Here is a 12,968-nt window from a genome sequence, read left to right on the forward strand (position 1 = left end):
GACACATACACAACCCGCACGTTCCCCGCCCGAGCCGCAGCGAGAAACAACGGGCGCCACCAATGCAGTTGGCCGGGGGGTCGGCACGTCAGGCAACAGGAGGACGCAATGCGTACGAGTACCCGCCGGTCCCGCAGACTGGCGGCCGCAGCGGCCGTCGCAGCGATGACCGCAGGGCTGCTGGCCGGCTGCTCCAAGGACTCGAACGACGGCACGTCGGACTCCGACGGCGGAGGCAGCGGCAAGACGCAGCTGACCATCGGCACGTTCGGCGTGTTCGGCTACAAGGAAGCCGGACTCTACGACGAGTACATGAAGCTGCACCCGAACATCTCGATCAAGGAGAACGTCACCACTCGTACCGACGTCTACTGGCCCAAGACGCTCACCCGCCTGCAGGCCGGCTCCGGCACCGACGACATCCAGGCGATCGAGATCGGCAACATCACCGAGGCCGTCCAGACCCAGGCCGACAAGTTCGTCGACCTCGGCAAGGAGGTCGACAAGTCGCAGTGGCTGGGCTGGAAGACCTCCCAGGCCACCACCAAGGACGGCAAGACGATCGGGCTCGGCACCGACATCGGTCCCATGGCGATCTGCTACCGCAAGGACCTGTTCGCGAAGGCCGGTCTGGAGACGGACCGCACCAAGCTCGCCGAGCAGTGGAAGGGCGACTGGTCCAAGTACGTCGCCGTCGGCAAGGACTACATGAAGAAGGCGCCCAGCGGCACCAAGTTCGTGGACTCCGCCTCCTCGGTGTACAACGCGGCGCTCGGCGGCGAGAGCGAGCGGTACTACGACAAGGACGGCAACGTCATCTGGGACAAGTCCTCGGGCGTGAAGAAGTCCTGGGACGCCGCGATGGCGGTGGCGACCAGCAACATGTCGGCGAAGCTGAAGCAGTTCGACCCGACGTGGGACCAGGGCTACGCCAAGGGCTCGTTCGCGACCGTGGCCTGTCCCGCCTGGATGATGGGCTACATCCAGGAGAAGTCCGGTGACGCGGGCAAGGGCAAGTGGGACGTGGCGGCCGCGCCGACCGCAGCCAACTGGGGCGGTTCGTTCATCGGTGTCCCGGTGGCCGGCAAGCACCAGAAGGAGGCCATCGCGCTGGCCAAGTGGCTGACCGCCCCCGAGCAGCAGGCGAAGGTCTTCGCCAAGCAGGCCAGCTTCCCGTCGACCCCGTCCGCGTACGCCAGCCTGAAGCCGGCCGCCGCCACCACGGAGTACTTCTCCAACGCGCCGATCACGCAGATCTTCGGCGACTCGGCGAAGACCATCCCGGTCCAGTACTTCGGCATCAAGGACCAGCCGATCAACACGGCGCTGACCGACGTCGGCATCCTCCAGGTCGAGCAGAAGGGCAAGACCCCCGACCAGGGCTGGAGCGCTGCCAAGGCTGAGATCAAGGACGTGCTCGGCCAGTGACCAGCCCCAAGCAGGCTCTCGCGCAACCCGCGACGAGCGCCGACGCCGCGCCCGGCTCACAGCCGGGCGCGGCCCGGGGCGCTCAGGGTCGCGGTACGCCGCCGCAGCACCCCGGTTCCTGGCGCAGCCGGCTGTACCGCTGGGACATGAAGGCGTCCCCGTACGCATTCGTCGCCCCCTTCTTCATCTTCTTCGGGGCCTTCGGGCTCGTACCGCTGCTCTACACGGCCTGGTACTCGCTCCACAATGTGCAGCTCTCCGGGCTCGACCACCAGACCTGGGCCGGTCTGGACAACTACAAGAACCTGCTGTCCTCGGAGTTCTTCTGGAACGCCCTGGAGAACACCTTCACCATCGGTGTGATCTCCACGGTGCCGCAGCTGCTCATGGCGATCGGGATCGCCCACCTGCTCAACTACCGGCTGCGCGGCTCGACCGTGTGGCGGGTCGTGATGCTCACCCCGTACGCCACCTCGGTGGCGGCGGCGACGCTGGTCTTCACGCTGCTGTACTCGTGGGACGGCGGCATGATCAACTGGCTCCTCCACTTCGTCGGGGTCGACCCGATCAACTGGCGCGAGTCCGACTGGGGCGGCCAGTTCGCCGTCTCCTCGATCGTGATCTGGCGCTGGACCGGCTACAACGCGCTGATCTACCTCGCGGCGATGCAGGCGATCCCCACGGACCTGTACGAGTCGGCGGCCCTCGACGGCGCGGGCCGCTGGCAGCAGTTCCGCCACGTGACGATCCCCATGCTGCGGCCGACGATCCTGTTCACGGTGGTCGTGTCCACCATCGGCGCGACGCAGCTGTTCGGTGAGCCGCTCCTGTTCGGCGGGGTCAGCGGCTCGAAGGGCGGCTCCGCGCACCAGTACCAGACGCTCGGCCTCTACATGTACGACCAGGGCTGGAACATCGGCAACCTCGGCAAGGCCTCGGCGATCGCGTGGACGATGTTCCTGATCCTGCTGATCATCGCCGCGGTCAACCTGCTGATCACCCGACGGCTGAGGAAATCCCAATGACCACGACTGAACTGACCGCCTCCCAGGCGGACGCGAAGCCGGCTCCGGACAAGCGGGAGCCCGGACGCCGGCGGGTGCTCGGCGCGGGCAAGCAGTTGCACGCGGGTCCGGTCACCTACGTCGTCCTGACCCTCTTCGCGCTGGTCTCGCTCGCTCCGCTGGTCTGGACGGCCATCGCGGCCTCGCGCAACAACGCCCGGCTGGCACAGTCTCCGCCGCCGCTGTGGTTCGGCGGAAACCTGTTCACCAACCTCCAGGCCGCGTGGGACCAGGCCGGACTCGGCACCGCGATGGTCAACTCCACGATCGTCGCCGGCACCATCACCGTCGGCACGGTCGTGTTCTCCACGCTCGCCGGGTTCGCCTTCGCCAAGCTGCGGTTCAAGTTCTCCGGACTCCTGCTGCTGCTGACCATCGGCACGATGATGATCCCGCCGCAGCTGGCCGTCGTGCCGCTGTACCTGTGGATGAGCGACCTGGGCTGGTCCAACCAGCTGCAGACGGTCATCCTGCCCACCCTGGTGAGCGCCTTCGGCACGTTCTTCATGCGGCAGTACCTGCTGCAGGCCCTGCCCTCCGAGCTGATCGAGGCGGCGCGGGTGGACGGCGCGAACAGCCTGCGCGTGGTGTGGCACGTCGTCTTCCCGGCGGCACGCCCGGCGATGGCGGTGCTCGGCCTGCTGACGTTCGTGATGGCCTGGAACGACTTCCTGTGGCCGATCATCGCCCTGAACCAGCAGGAGCCGACGGTCCAGGTCGCCCTCAACGCGCTGGGCACCGGCTACATCCCCGACCAGGCCGTCATCATGGCGGGCGCGCTGCTCGGCACACTGCCGCTGCTCATCGCCTTCCTCCTGTTCGGCAAGCAGATCGTGGGCGGGATCATGCAGGGCGCGATCAAGGGCTGACCGCCCCTCACGGAGGGGGCCGGGCCACCGCAGCCCCGGCCCCCAGTCCCGCCTTTTCTCCCCACATCCAACTCGTCGGTCTTCACGACCCCCTTGGGAGCGCTTCCATGCCTGAGTCCACCACACCCGTGACTTTCCCTCCGGCCTTCCTCTGGGGTGCGGCCACCTCCGCCTACCAGATCGAGGGCGCGGTGCGGGAGGACGGCCGCACGCCGTCGATCTGGGACACCTTCAGCCATACGCCGGGCAGGACGGCCGGCGGCGAGCACGGTGACATCGCTGTCGACCACTACCACCGCTACCGCGACGACGTGGCCCTGATGGCCGACCTCGGCCTCGGCGCGTACCGCTTCTCCGTCTCCTGGTCGCGGGTGCAGCCCACCGGCCGGGGCCCCGCCGTCCAGCGCGGCCTGGACTTCTACCGGCGTCTGGTCGACGAGCTGCTGTCGAAGGGCATCAAGCCGGCGATCACCCTCTACCACTGGGACCTGCCGCAGGAGCTGGAGGACGCGGGCGGCTGGCCCGAGCGCGAGACGGCGCTGCGCTTCGCCGAGTACGCGCAGATCGTGGGCGAGGCGCTGGGTGACCGCGTCGAGCAGTGGATCACCCTGAACGAGCCCTGGTGCAGCGCCTTCCTGGGCTACGGCTCCGGGGTGCACGCCCCCGGCCGGACGGACCCGGCGGCGGCGCTGCGCGCGGCCCACCACCTGAACCTCGCGCACGGGCTCGGCACCTCGGCGCTGCGTTCCGTGATGCCCTCCCGCAACTCGGTCGCGGTGAGCCTCAACTCCTGCCCGGTCCGGCCCCTCACGCAGGACCCGGCGGACCTGGACGCGGCCCGGCGCATCGACGACCTGGCCAACGGCGTCTTCCACGGCCCGATGCTGCACGGCGCCTACCCGGCGACCCTGTTCACGGCGACCCGGCCGATCACCGACTGGTCGTACGTCCAGGACGGCGACCTCGCGCTGATCCACCAGCCACTGGACGCCCTCGGGCTCAACTACTACACCCCGACGCTGGTCTCGGCCGCCGCCGCTCCCGCGGACGGTCCGCGCGCGGACGGCCACGGCTCCAGCATGCACTCCCCCTGGCCGGGCGCGGACGACGTCACGTTCCACCAGACGCCGGGCGAGCGCACGGAGATGGGCTGGACGATCGACCCGACGGGGCTGCACGAGCTGATCATGCGGTACACCCGTGAGGCGCCGGGCCTGCCCCTGTACATCACGGAGAACGGCGCGGCCTACGACGACAAGCCGGACCCGGAGGGCCGCGTCCACGACCCCGAGCGCATCGCCTACCTGAACGGCCACCTGTCCGCCGTGCACCGCGCGATCGAGGACGGGGCGGACGTCCGCGGCTACTTCCTGTGGTCCCTGCTGGACAACTTCGAGTGGGCCTACGGCTACGAGAAGCGCTTCGGCGCGGTCTACGTCGACTACGCGACCCTGACCCGCACCCCGAAGTCGAGCGCCCACTGGTACGGCAAGGCGGCCCGCACGGGCACGCTGGCGCCGGTGGCGCCCACGGAGTAGCCGGGCGCCGCCCGGGTGTGTCCGCGGTGTGCGGGAGAAAGGGCCTGGGCCCTGTCCGGTGGATCTCCGGACAGGGCCCAGGCCCTTCGCGTGTCGTCACGACGCCCCGGCCGGGTGGGGGGTGGCAGGTGGAGAAGACCGGCCGGGGCGTGCGCGACCCCCGTTTCGCGATGGCTACTTGAGAGCGGCGAACGCCTTGGAGAAGGCACCGTCGCCCTGGACGATGGAGCTGCAGGTGGCGTCCGCGCTGTTCTTGGCACCGCCGGCGCACTGCTTGTCCCGGGCCGCGGACCACATCGAGAGCCAGCCGATGCCCTTGGACTGCGCGAAGGAGACGAGCTGCGAGGCGTCGTCGACCTTGAAGATCTCCGAGGCCACGTCGTTGACGCCGATCATCGGGGTGATGGCGACGGTCTTCCACGCGGCGCTGTCGGAGAGACCGAGGACACCCTTGATCTGCGCCTGTGTGGCCGTGGCGGCCTGCTCGGCGAGGTCGCCCATGTCACCGTTGAACGCGGGGCCGTAGTCCATCGCCATGATGTTCACGGCGCTGATCTTCACGCCGTTGGACTTGGCGTCGGCGACCAGGTTCACGCCGTCCTGGGTGAGGCCCTGCGGCAGGACCGGCAGGGTGAGGGAGACGTCCAGGCCCGGGTGCTGCTGCTGGAGCTTGGCGATGGCCTGGGCGCGCTTGGTGTTCGCCGCCGTGTTGGGCAGCGCGCCGCCCTCGACGTCGAAGTCGACCTTCGTGAGCTTGAAGGCGTCCACGGCCTTGCCGTAGGCCGCCGCCAGCGCGTCGACCGAGCCGCAGGTGGTGGCGAGCTCCGTGCCGGAGGCGCCGCCGAAGGAGACCCGGACGTCGCCGCCCTTGGCGCGCAGCGCGCCGATCTGCGCCGCCACCGCGTCGTTCGCGAGGTCGCTCACACCGCCGAACTTCGGCGTGCAGCCGCCGCCGTCGGTGATGAACGCGAGGTTGTAGTTCTTCACACCGGTGGCGTCGGCCGCCTTGACCAGGTCGAAGGCCGGGAAGAGGGAGGTGTCGACGTAGGGAGCGAAGCCCGCGGTCGTCGTGGTGCCGCCGCCCGAGGTCTGCGTGGGGGTCGGGGTGGCCGTGGCGGTCGCGGTGGCGGTGGCGGTCGGCTTCGGGGTGGCGCTCTGGGTCGCGCTCGCGGTCGGGGTGGGCTTGGCCGTGGGGGTCGCGGTCTGCGTCGGGCGGCCGCTCGGCTCGGGCGTCGCCTCGTCCACCGAGCACTTGGTGCCGTCGATGACACAACCCGTCGGGTTCGCGGTGCCGTTCACGACGAAGCCGACGGTGACGGACTCGCCGGCCGCCAGACCGTCCTTGTCCCAGGACGGCGGCGTCACGGTGACGTGCTGTCCGCTCACCGACGAGGTCGCGTCCCACAGGGAGCTGAGCTTGGAGCCCGAGGGCAGGTCGAACTCCAGCTTCCAGTCGGGCTTTTGCTGGTTCGTGTCATTGGAGACGACGTACTGCGCGGTGTACCCCGTGGACCACTCGCTGGTCCTGGTGTAAGCGGCCCCGACACTCGACGCGTTCGCGATACCGGTGAACACGAGGGCGCCGCCGCCGGCCACGGCCGCCGCGACGACGGCGCCTATCGCCTTGTTCCTGCCACTGACCTTGCGCCGGTGCGTGCTGCTCATCGCGTGCCTGCCTTCGCGGAATCACGGGGGGGGGTTCACTGGGGTCGTCCCAGGGGTGCGGGCATCACGCTAGCGATCCGGAATCGGTCAAACCGGTTGATCCGGACGCCGGTCGGGGATCTTAGGGTCCGCTTAAGGAAGGCATCGGAAGCCGTTAAAGGTCGAGACCAATGTGGGCGGTTTGGCAGGCCTCACGGACTCGCCCGGCACGGACACGGGACCCCTCGGCGCGTGCCCGTTCCGGCGGGTGCCGCGGGTTCGTGTGGCGCGTGGCGCCGGGGCGACTCGGCGCGGGCGAGGCGCCCACGGCGTGTCAGCGTGCGACGGTGCTCCGTCGGCGGCGGCGTACGCTGCCCCGGTGTCCGCTGCGGACCGGGGCCCTGCCGTCCAGCTGGATCCAGATGCGCACCTCGGTTCCGCCCAGCACGGAGGAACCGATCCGTACGTCCCCGCCCGTCGACTCCGCGAGCCGTCGCACGATGTCGAGGCCGAGGCCCGTGGACCCGTCGTTGCCCGAGCCCCGTCCGCGCGCCATCGCCGCCTCCGGGTCCACGATCCCGGCGCCCGCGTCCGACACCAGCACGATCACGGCGTCCTCGGCGTTGTGCACGTCGACCGCGAAGGCCGTGCCCTCGGGGGTGTGGCGGAAGACGTTGCCGAGGAGCGCGTCGAGCGCGGCGGCGAGGTCGGCACGGGCCACGGGTATGCGGCACGGCCGGTCCACGCCGGCCACCCGCACCTTGCGTCCCTCGTCCTCGGCGAGCGCGGACCAGAAGTCCATGCGTTCACGGACGACCTCGGAGGCGTCGCACCCGGCACCGGCACCGATCGCCGCGGTCTGCGGCTTGGCCTCCCGGGCCGTCCTGATGATCGTGTCGACCTCGCGCTCCAACTGCTCCACGGCGGCCCGGGTCTGCTCGGCGGCCGGCCCGTCACCGAGGGAGGCGGCGTTGAGGCGGAGCACGGTCAGCGGCGTGCGCAGGCGGTGCGAGAGGTCGGCGGCGAGCTCCCGCTCGTTGGCGAGCAGCTGGACGACCTGGTCGGCCATGGAGTTGAACGCGACGGCGGCCTGCCGCAGTTCGGTCGGCCCTTCCTCGGGCACGCGGGATCCGAGCTTCCCCTCGCCCAGCTCGTGCGCGCCCTCGGCGAGGCGCTGCGCGGGCTGCACCATCCGCACGCCCAGCCGGTCGGCGACCGCGACGGAGCCGATGATCAGGGCGACACCGACCGCGGCGAGGACCGCCCAGGCCGTGCCGACGCCGTTGCTGACCTCGGCCTCGGGGACGTACACCTCGATGACCGCGATGCCGGAGCTCAGCGCGACGGGCTGGAGCAGTGTGGAGCCGCCGGGCACCTCCGCGGTGGAGGCCCGCCCCAGCCGCCGGGTCATGGCGATGTCCTTGCCGACGGCGCGCCGCTTGCCGATCTCGACCGCCGGCTTGCCGTCGCCGGCGGGGATGTGCACGGCCATCTGCGCGTCCGAACCGGCCGAGGCGACGACGCGCTCCAACTCGTCCCGGTCGGTGGTGATGGAGAGCGCGGGCGCGATGGCGGCGGCCTGCCGCTCGGCGTTGGAGAACGCCCGGTCGCGCGCCATCTCCTTGATCACCAGGCCGAGCGGGACCGCGAAGGCGACGACGACCATCGTCGTCACCGCCACGCACACCTTGACCAGTGCCCACCTCACAGCGGCCGCTCCGCTCTCGGCGGTTCCAGCTTCACGCCGACGCCCCGCAGGGTGTGCAGATAGCGCGGCCGGGCCGCCGTCTCCCCCAGCTTCCGGCGCAGCCAGGAGAGATGGACGTCTATGGTCTGGTCGTCGCCGTAGGCCTGCTGCCACACCTCGGCGAGCAGTTCCCTGCGCGGTACGACGACACCGGGGCGCCCGGCCAGGAAGGCGAGCAGGTCGAACTCGCGCCGGGTGAGGTCGAGTCGGACGCCGTCCAGTTCCGCCTGGCGGCGCAGCGGGTCGATGGCGAGCCCGCCGACCCGGATGACCGTCGACACGGGGGCCTCTCCCACGGTGGTGCGCGAACGGCGCAGCACCGCCGCCATGCGCGCGGACAGGTGCTCGACCGAGAACGGCTTGGTCAGGTAGTCGTCCGCGCCGGCGTTCAACAGCCGGACGATCTCCGCCTCGTCGTCCCGCGCGGTGGCGATGATCACCGGGACGTCGGTGATCCCGCGCAGCATCTTCAGCGCCTCGGACCCGTCCAGATCGGGCAGTCCGAGGTCGAGGATCACGACGTCGAAGGAGAAGTGGGCGACCTCGCGCAACGCCTCCAGGGCGGTGCCGACGCTGCGCACGATGTGCGCGGCCTCGGTCAGATGCCGGATGAGCGCCGAGCGTACGAACTGGTCGTCCTCGACGACGAGCACACTTGCCATGAGCCGCACCGTACGCCATCCGCGCGGGGCGGTCCGATGCCTGTGGACAACCCTCATCAGGCACTTGTGGACAATCCCGGCCCACTCTCCTGCCGACATTCCGGATCTCGGCAGGGCCGGAAGACACCCGTGGCGCTCGTGGTGCAGTATGGCCGGGATGCGCAGAGGACTCGTACACGTACTCGCTTGGTTGCTCGCCACGGGCGCGGCGGTCACGCTGTCGTGGTGGGGTGTCCACACCGTCATGACGGGGACGGCCTACGACCCGCCGCGGGCGCTGCCCATCACGGTGGCGGGGGCGACGGCCGAGGAGACGAGACCCCTGGCGTCCTCGACCCGGCGGGCCGAGCCGTCCGCGCCCGCTCCGAGCAGGCCCTCCACGACCCCGAAGCCGAAACCGACGCCCTCGAAGTCCGCGTCTCCGAGCGGCGGTCCGTCACCGGCCCCGTCGACCCCGGCCGCGTCTCCGTCCTCCTCCGGGCAGGTCAAGAGCTACGACTCGGACGGCGGCCGGGTGGTCTTCGACATCGCCGACACGTACGGGACGCTGGTGTCCGCGACGCCCAACACGGGCTGGTCGATGCAGGTGTGGAAGACCGAGACGTGGATCCGCGTGGAGTTCAGCTCGGGCGCCGACCGGGTGTCGGTGTTCTGCGACTGGCACGACGGGCCCCCGCACGTGGACATCGGGACGTACTGAACCGGCGCCCGGGAACCCGCTGGCACCGGGTCAGCGGAACACGGACGGCGGCGGGGCCGGCGAGGCGACCGCCACGGCGTCCGTGACCGGTGCCGCGCCACCCGTGAAGTCCAGGAGCTCCCTGCCGTGTTCGACCCGGGCGGGATGCGGGTCGGAGGCGGCGCGGCGGGTCAGTTCGGCGACCGGCAGCGGCCGGCCGGAGGCGACGAGGACCGCGTTCCCGAAGCGCTTGCCGCGCAGCACCGTCGGGTCGGCGACCAGGGCGAGTTCGGGGAAGACGGAGGCGACGGTGGCTATCTGGCCGCGGAGGTGGGCGAGCGGGGGTCCGTCGGCGAGGTTCGCGGCGTAGATCCCGGAGTCCTTCACCACCCGGCGGGCCTCCGTGACGAACTCGACGGACGTCAGATGGGCCGGTGTCCGCGCGCCGCTGAAGACGTCCGCGATGACCAGGTCCGCCCAGCCGTCGGGCACCTTGGCGAGACCTTCCCGGGCGTCCGTGGAACGCACCCTGATCCGGGCGTTCGGGTCCAGCGGCAGTTCGCGGCGCACCAGTTGGACGAGGGCCGCGTCACGTTCGACGACCTGCTGGGTGGACCGGGGGCGGGTGGCGGCGGTGTAGCGGGCCAGGCTGAGGGCGCCGCCACCGAGGTGGACGACCTGCACGGGCCTGCCGGGCGGGGCGACGAGGTCGATGACGTGGCCGAGGCGGCGCTGGTACTCGAAGCTCAGGTAGGAGGGGTCGTCGAGGTCGACGTGGGACTGCGGGGCGCCGTCGATGAGCAGGGTCCAGGCGCGCGCCCGGTCCCGGTCGGGCAGCAGCTCGGCGAGCCCGCCGTCGACGGCCTCCACGACCGCCTCGGCCTGCCCGCGCCGCCCGCCCCGTCCGGTGTCGCGGCCGTCGTCCGCCCGCTGATTCCTCGCCCGTGCCATCTGGCCATTATCGGGGCGCGAGAGCGGGTCGGCTCAGCGACCGGTCGCGGGGAGGTCCGGCCCGCTCAGCGGCAGCCGTCCGCCGCCTCGATCAGCCGCGCGGCCTCGTCCAGCGCGGCCCGCAGCACCGCCGGATCGGTCGCGAGGTCCGCGTCCCCGGGCGGGAGCAGCCAGTCCGAGCCCTCGACCGGGGGCTCGGGGGCCGGCCCCAGGCCGCGGCCGTCGGTCTGCGTACAGGTGCTGCCGGGCACGTCCCAGGCGTCGGCGGTGCCGGGCGGCACCAGGAAGCCGAGGGTGTCGCGGCCGCCGTCGTGCAGGACGGGCCCCACGAGGTCGGCCGCCGCGCCGCGGCGCAGGATGTCGACCGCCTCCAGCCCCTGGCGGGCCGGGACGGTCACCAGGTCGCACTCGGCGGCCGGCCGCGACCGGACGCCGCGCTCCGGGTACGGCCCGTGCTGCGCGGCCGGCGGTGGCGTACGGAACTCGGTGGTCTGCGCGATCTGCATCCCGGCCTCCAACGGAACCCCTCCTCGACGACGAGCGGGTCGGGAGTTCGGGCGGCTCCCGGTCCATCCGGTTCAACGCGCCAGGACGTCAACGGCTACGGCGAAACTCCGCCACAAAGGATGGCAGTTCATGGCAGATCGTGGATGAGATATCCGGTTTGTAGCCAAACCCAGCGTGGCGGCCTCGTCACACCAGGTACGTTCTTGCCCGCCGGACGCAGGGCACCTACCGGGCACAACCCGGTCAACCCGGTCCTGGATCCGGCATGGTTCGACGGTTCGCAAGAGAGGGCCCGGCCATGGCGTCGTCATCGGTGACCTCGTCCCCGTCCCCCCGGCCACCACGGCCGAATCTCGCCTTCCGGAGATTGCGCGGCCAGCGCTCCCCGGGCGAGTTCGCCGCGCTGGTGCGGAGGGCCGCGCTCGAGATCGGCGAGCGGGTCAGCTGCGACGCGCGCTACATCGGGCGCGTCGAGGCGGGCGAGATCCGCTGTCCCAACTACGCGTACGAGCGGGTGTTCCTGCACATGTTTCCCGGCCGCACGCTGACCGACCTCGGTTTCACCCCCCGCTCCTGGGTACGCGGACGCGGGGCGCGTGACCCGGGAAAGGCGCTTCTCGCCCGCTCCACGAACCCTTCACACGCCCCGTATGAGACGGACGGGGCGCACGAGACGTATGAGACGCCGGGTCCGCTCCACGTCCCGGCTCCGTACGGCCCGCGCACCGCGCACCACACGGACAGCCCGCACGATCCGCACAGTCCGCACGATCCGTACGACCCGCACCCTTCGTGCGACCCGTACGACCCGTACGAGAAACGCGATCAGAACCACGAGGAGAGCGACGTGCAGCGTCGCGCATTCATGACCGGAGGCACCGCCACCGTGGCGGCGGCCTCGATGGGACCCTTCACGGGTGCCTTCGGCGGCGGCGCCACGGCCGCCGAACGACGCGTCCACCGGGCGGGTACGTCCGAGGCGGGCGCCCTCGAGGAGGCCGTCCGCCGGATCCGGCTGCTCGACGACAGACACGGGGCCGACGGGCTCTACCGGCGGGCGGCGGCCCCCCTGCGCACCGCGTACGAACTGCTCGACGCGGGCACCACCCGGCAGACGACCGCCGACCGGCTGTACTCGGGGGCCGGGGAACTGGCCATCTCGGTGGGCTGGCTGGCCCACGACTCGGGGCGCTTCGACGACGCCCGCTCGCACTACGCGGAGGCCCTCGCGACCGCCCGGATGGCGGGCGACGCGGGCCTCGAGGCACACGCCTTCTGCAACACGGCCTTCCTCGCCCGCGACGCGGGGCGCCCCCGCGAGGCCGTGCGCGCGGCCCAGGCGGCCCAGCGCGCCGCGCGGCCCCTCGGCTCCTCCCGGCTGCTCTCCCTGCTCGCGCTGCGCGAGGCGGGTGGCTGGGCCGGGCTCGCCGACCGCCGGGGGTGCGAGCAGGCGATGGCGCGCGCGCAGGCCCTCTACGCACGCGGCCCCGCGGAGGCCGACCCCGAGTGGATGACCTTCTACGGAGAGGCCGAGCTGGAGGGGCTCGAGGCGCAGTGCTGGTCGACGCTGGGCGACTGGCCCCGGGCCGCCCGCCACGCACGCCGCGCCGCCCACCTGCAGGACCCGCACTTCACCCGCAACATCGCCCTCTACACCGCCGAACTCGCCGACGACCTGGCCCGCGGCGGACGCCCGGACGAGGCCGCCGCCGCCGGTCAGCGCGTCCTTGACCTGCTGAACGAGGTCCAGTCCTCCCGCATCCAGACCATGCTGGCGGGAACGGCCCGCGTGCTGCTCCCGCACCGCAGGGCCTCGGGCGTCTCGGCCTTCCTCGACCGCCACGCGAGCCTGCCGCGCACGGCGTGAGGGCCGCCGGAG

At 71.6% G+C, this 12,968-nt stretch carries 11 protein-coding genes; 6 read left to right on the plus strand and 5 right to left on the minus strand.

Translation table 11 applies throughout. The features are described 5' to 3' along the window. Positions 1 to 108 precede the first annotated feature (108 nt). The 4 genes from ACICHK_RS15750 (at position 109) to ACICHK_RS15765 (ending at position 4,899) form a co-directional block, all read left to right on the plus strand. Positions 109 to 1,428, plus strand: coding sequence for an extracellular solute-binding protein (locus tag ACICHK_RS15750; RefSeq protein WP_406837400.1), 1,320 nt, complete (start codon positions 109 to 111; stop codon positions 1,426 to 1,428). Further along, positions 1,425 to 2,453 carry a carbohydrate ABC transporter permease gene (locus ACICHK_RS15755; RefSeq protein WP_151470830.1) on the plus strand — a complete coding sequence of 343 codons (1,029 nt, stop codon included), beginning with the start codon at positions 1,425 to 1,427 and terminating at the stop codon, positions 2,451 to 2,453. Before ACICHK_RS15750 ends, ACICHK_RS15755 begins: the two co-directional genes overlap by 4 nt. Further along, the gene (locus ACICHK_RS15760; RefSeq protein WP_406837401.1) at positions 2,450 to 3,361 is read left to right on the plus strand and encodes a carbohydrate ABC transporter permease; all 912 of its coding nucleotides are present in this window, start codon (positions 2,450 to 2,452) and stop codon (positions 3,359 to 3,361) included. The genes ACICHK_RS15755 and ACICHK_RS15760 overlap by 4 nt, the downstream gene beginning before the upstream one ends. A gap of 107 nt (positions 3,362 to 3,468) precedes the next feature. Beyond that, positions 3,469 to 4,899 (plus strand): GH1 family beta-glucosidase, encoded by a 1,431-nt coding sequence (locus ACICHK_RS15765; protein ID WP_406837402.1) that lies wholly within the window; start codon positions 3,469 to 3,471, stop codon positions 4,897 to 4,899. Between the two features lie 174 nt (positions 4,900 to 5,073). Here the strand turns inward: ACICHK_RS15765 and ACICHK_RS15770 are convergent, their stop codons facing one another. The 3 genes from ACICHK_RS15770 to ACICHK_RS15780 all read right to left on the minus strand — a co-directional run bounded on the left by ACICHK_RS15770 (position 5,074) and on the right by ACICHK_RS15780 (position 8,952). Continuing rightward, positions 5,074 to 6,564: a cellulose binding domain-containing protein gene (locus ACICHK_RS15770; protein WP_406837403.1), complete on the minus strand. Its 1,491-nt coding sequence runs from the start codon at positions 6,562 to 6,564 to the stop codon at positions 5,074 to 5,076. Positions 6,565 to 6,877: 313 nt separating this feature from the next. Next, on the minus strand, positions 6,878 to 8,251 hold the full coding sequence (locus ACICHK_RS15775) for an ATP-binding protein (protein WP_406837404.1): 1,374 nt from the start codon (positions 8,249 to 8,251) through the stop codon (positions 6,878 to 6,880). After that, the gene (locus ACICHK_RS15780) at positions 8,248 to 8,952 is read right to left on the minus strand and encodes a response regulator transcription factor (protein ID WP_406837405.1); all 705 of its coding nucleotides are present in this window, start codon (positions 8,950 to 8,952) and stop codon (positions 8,248 to 8,250) included. The genes ACICHK_RS15775 and ACICHK_RS15780 overlap by 4 nt, the downstream gene beginning before the upstream one ends. 157 nt (positions 8,953 to 9,109) lie before the next feature. Here ACICHK_RS15780 and ACICHK_RS15785 point away from each other — a divergent pair, with 157 nt between their 5' ends. Then, on the plus strand, positions 9,110 to 9,652 hold the full coding sequence (locus ACICHK_RS15785) for a hypothetical protein (RefSeq protein ID WP_406837406.1): 543 nt from the start codon (positions 9,110 to 9,112) through the stop codon (positions 9,650 to 9,652). Between the two features lie 30 nt (positions 9,653 to 9,682). Here ACICHK_RS15785 and ACICHK_RS15790 read toward each other — a convergent pair whose 3' ends face one another. Together ACICHK_RS15790 and ACICHK_RS15795 are read right to left on the minus strand one after the other, a co-directional pair. Beyond that, positions 9,683 to 10,582: a spermidine synthase gene (locus tag ACICHK_RS15790; RefSeq protein WP_406837407.1), complete on the minus strand. Its 900-nt coding sequence runs from the start codon at positions 10,580 to 10,582 to the stop codon at positions 9,683 to 9,685. Between the two features lie 65 nt (positions 10,583 to 10,647). Then, positions 10,648 to 11,088: a hypothetical protein gene (locus tag ACICHK_RS15795; protein WP_406837408.1), complete on the minus strand. Its 441-nt coding sequence runs from the start codon at positions 11,086 to 11,088 to the stop codon at positions 10,648 to 10,650. 299 nt (positions 11,089 to 11,387) lie between these two features. Here ACICHK_RS15795 and ACICHK_RS15800 point away from each other — a divergent pair, with 299 nt between their 5' ends. Continuing rightward, entirely contained in the window at positions 11,388 to 12,956 is a 1,569-nt protein-coding gene (locus ACICHK_RS15800) for a hypothetical protein (RefSeq protein WP_406837409.1), read from the plus strand. The last annotated feature ends 12 nt before the right edge of the window (positions 12,957 to 12,968 follow it).

Origin of the sequence: Streptomyces sp. AHU1, from assembly GCF_045343905.1 — a bacterium.
Classification (GTDB): Bacteria; Actinomycetota; Actinomycetes; order Streptomycetales; family Streptomycetaceae; genus Streptomyces; species Streptomyces triticiradicis.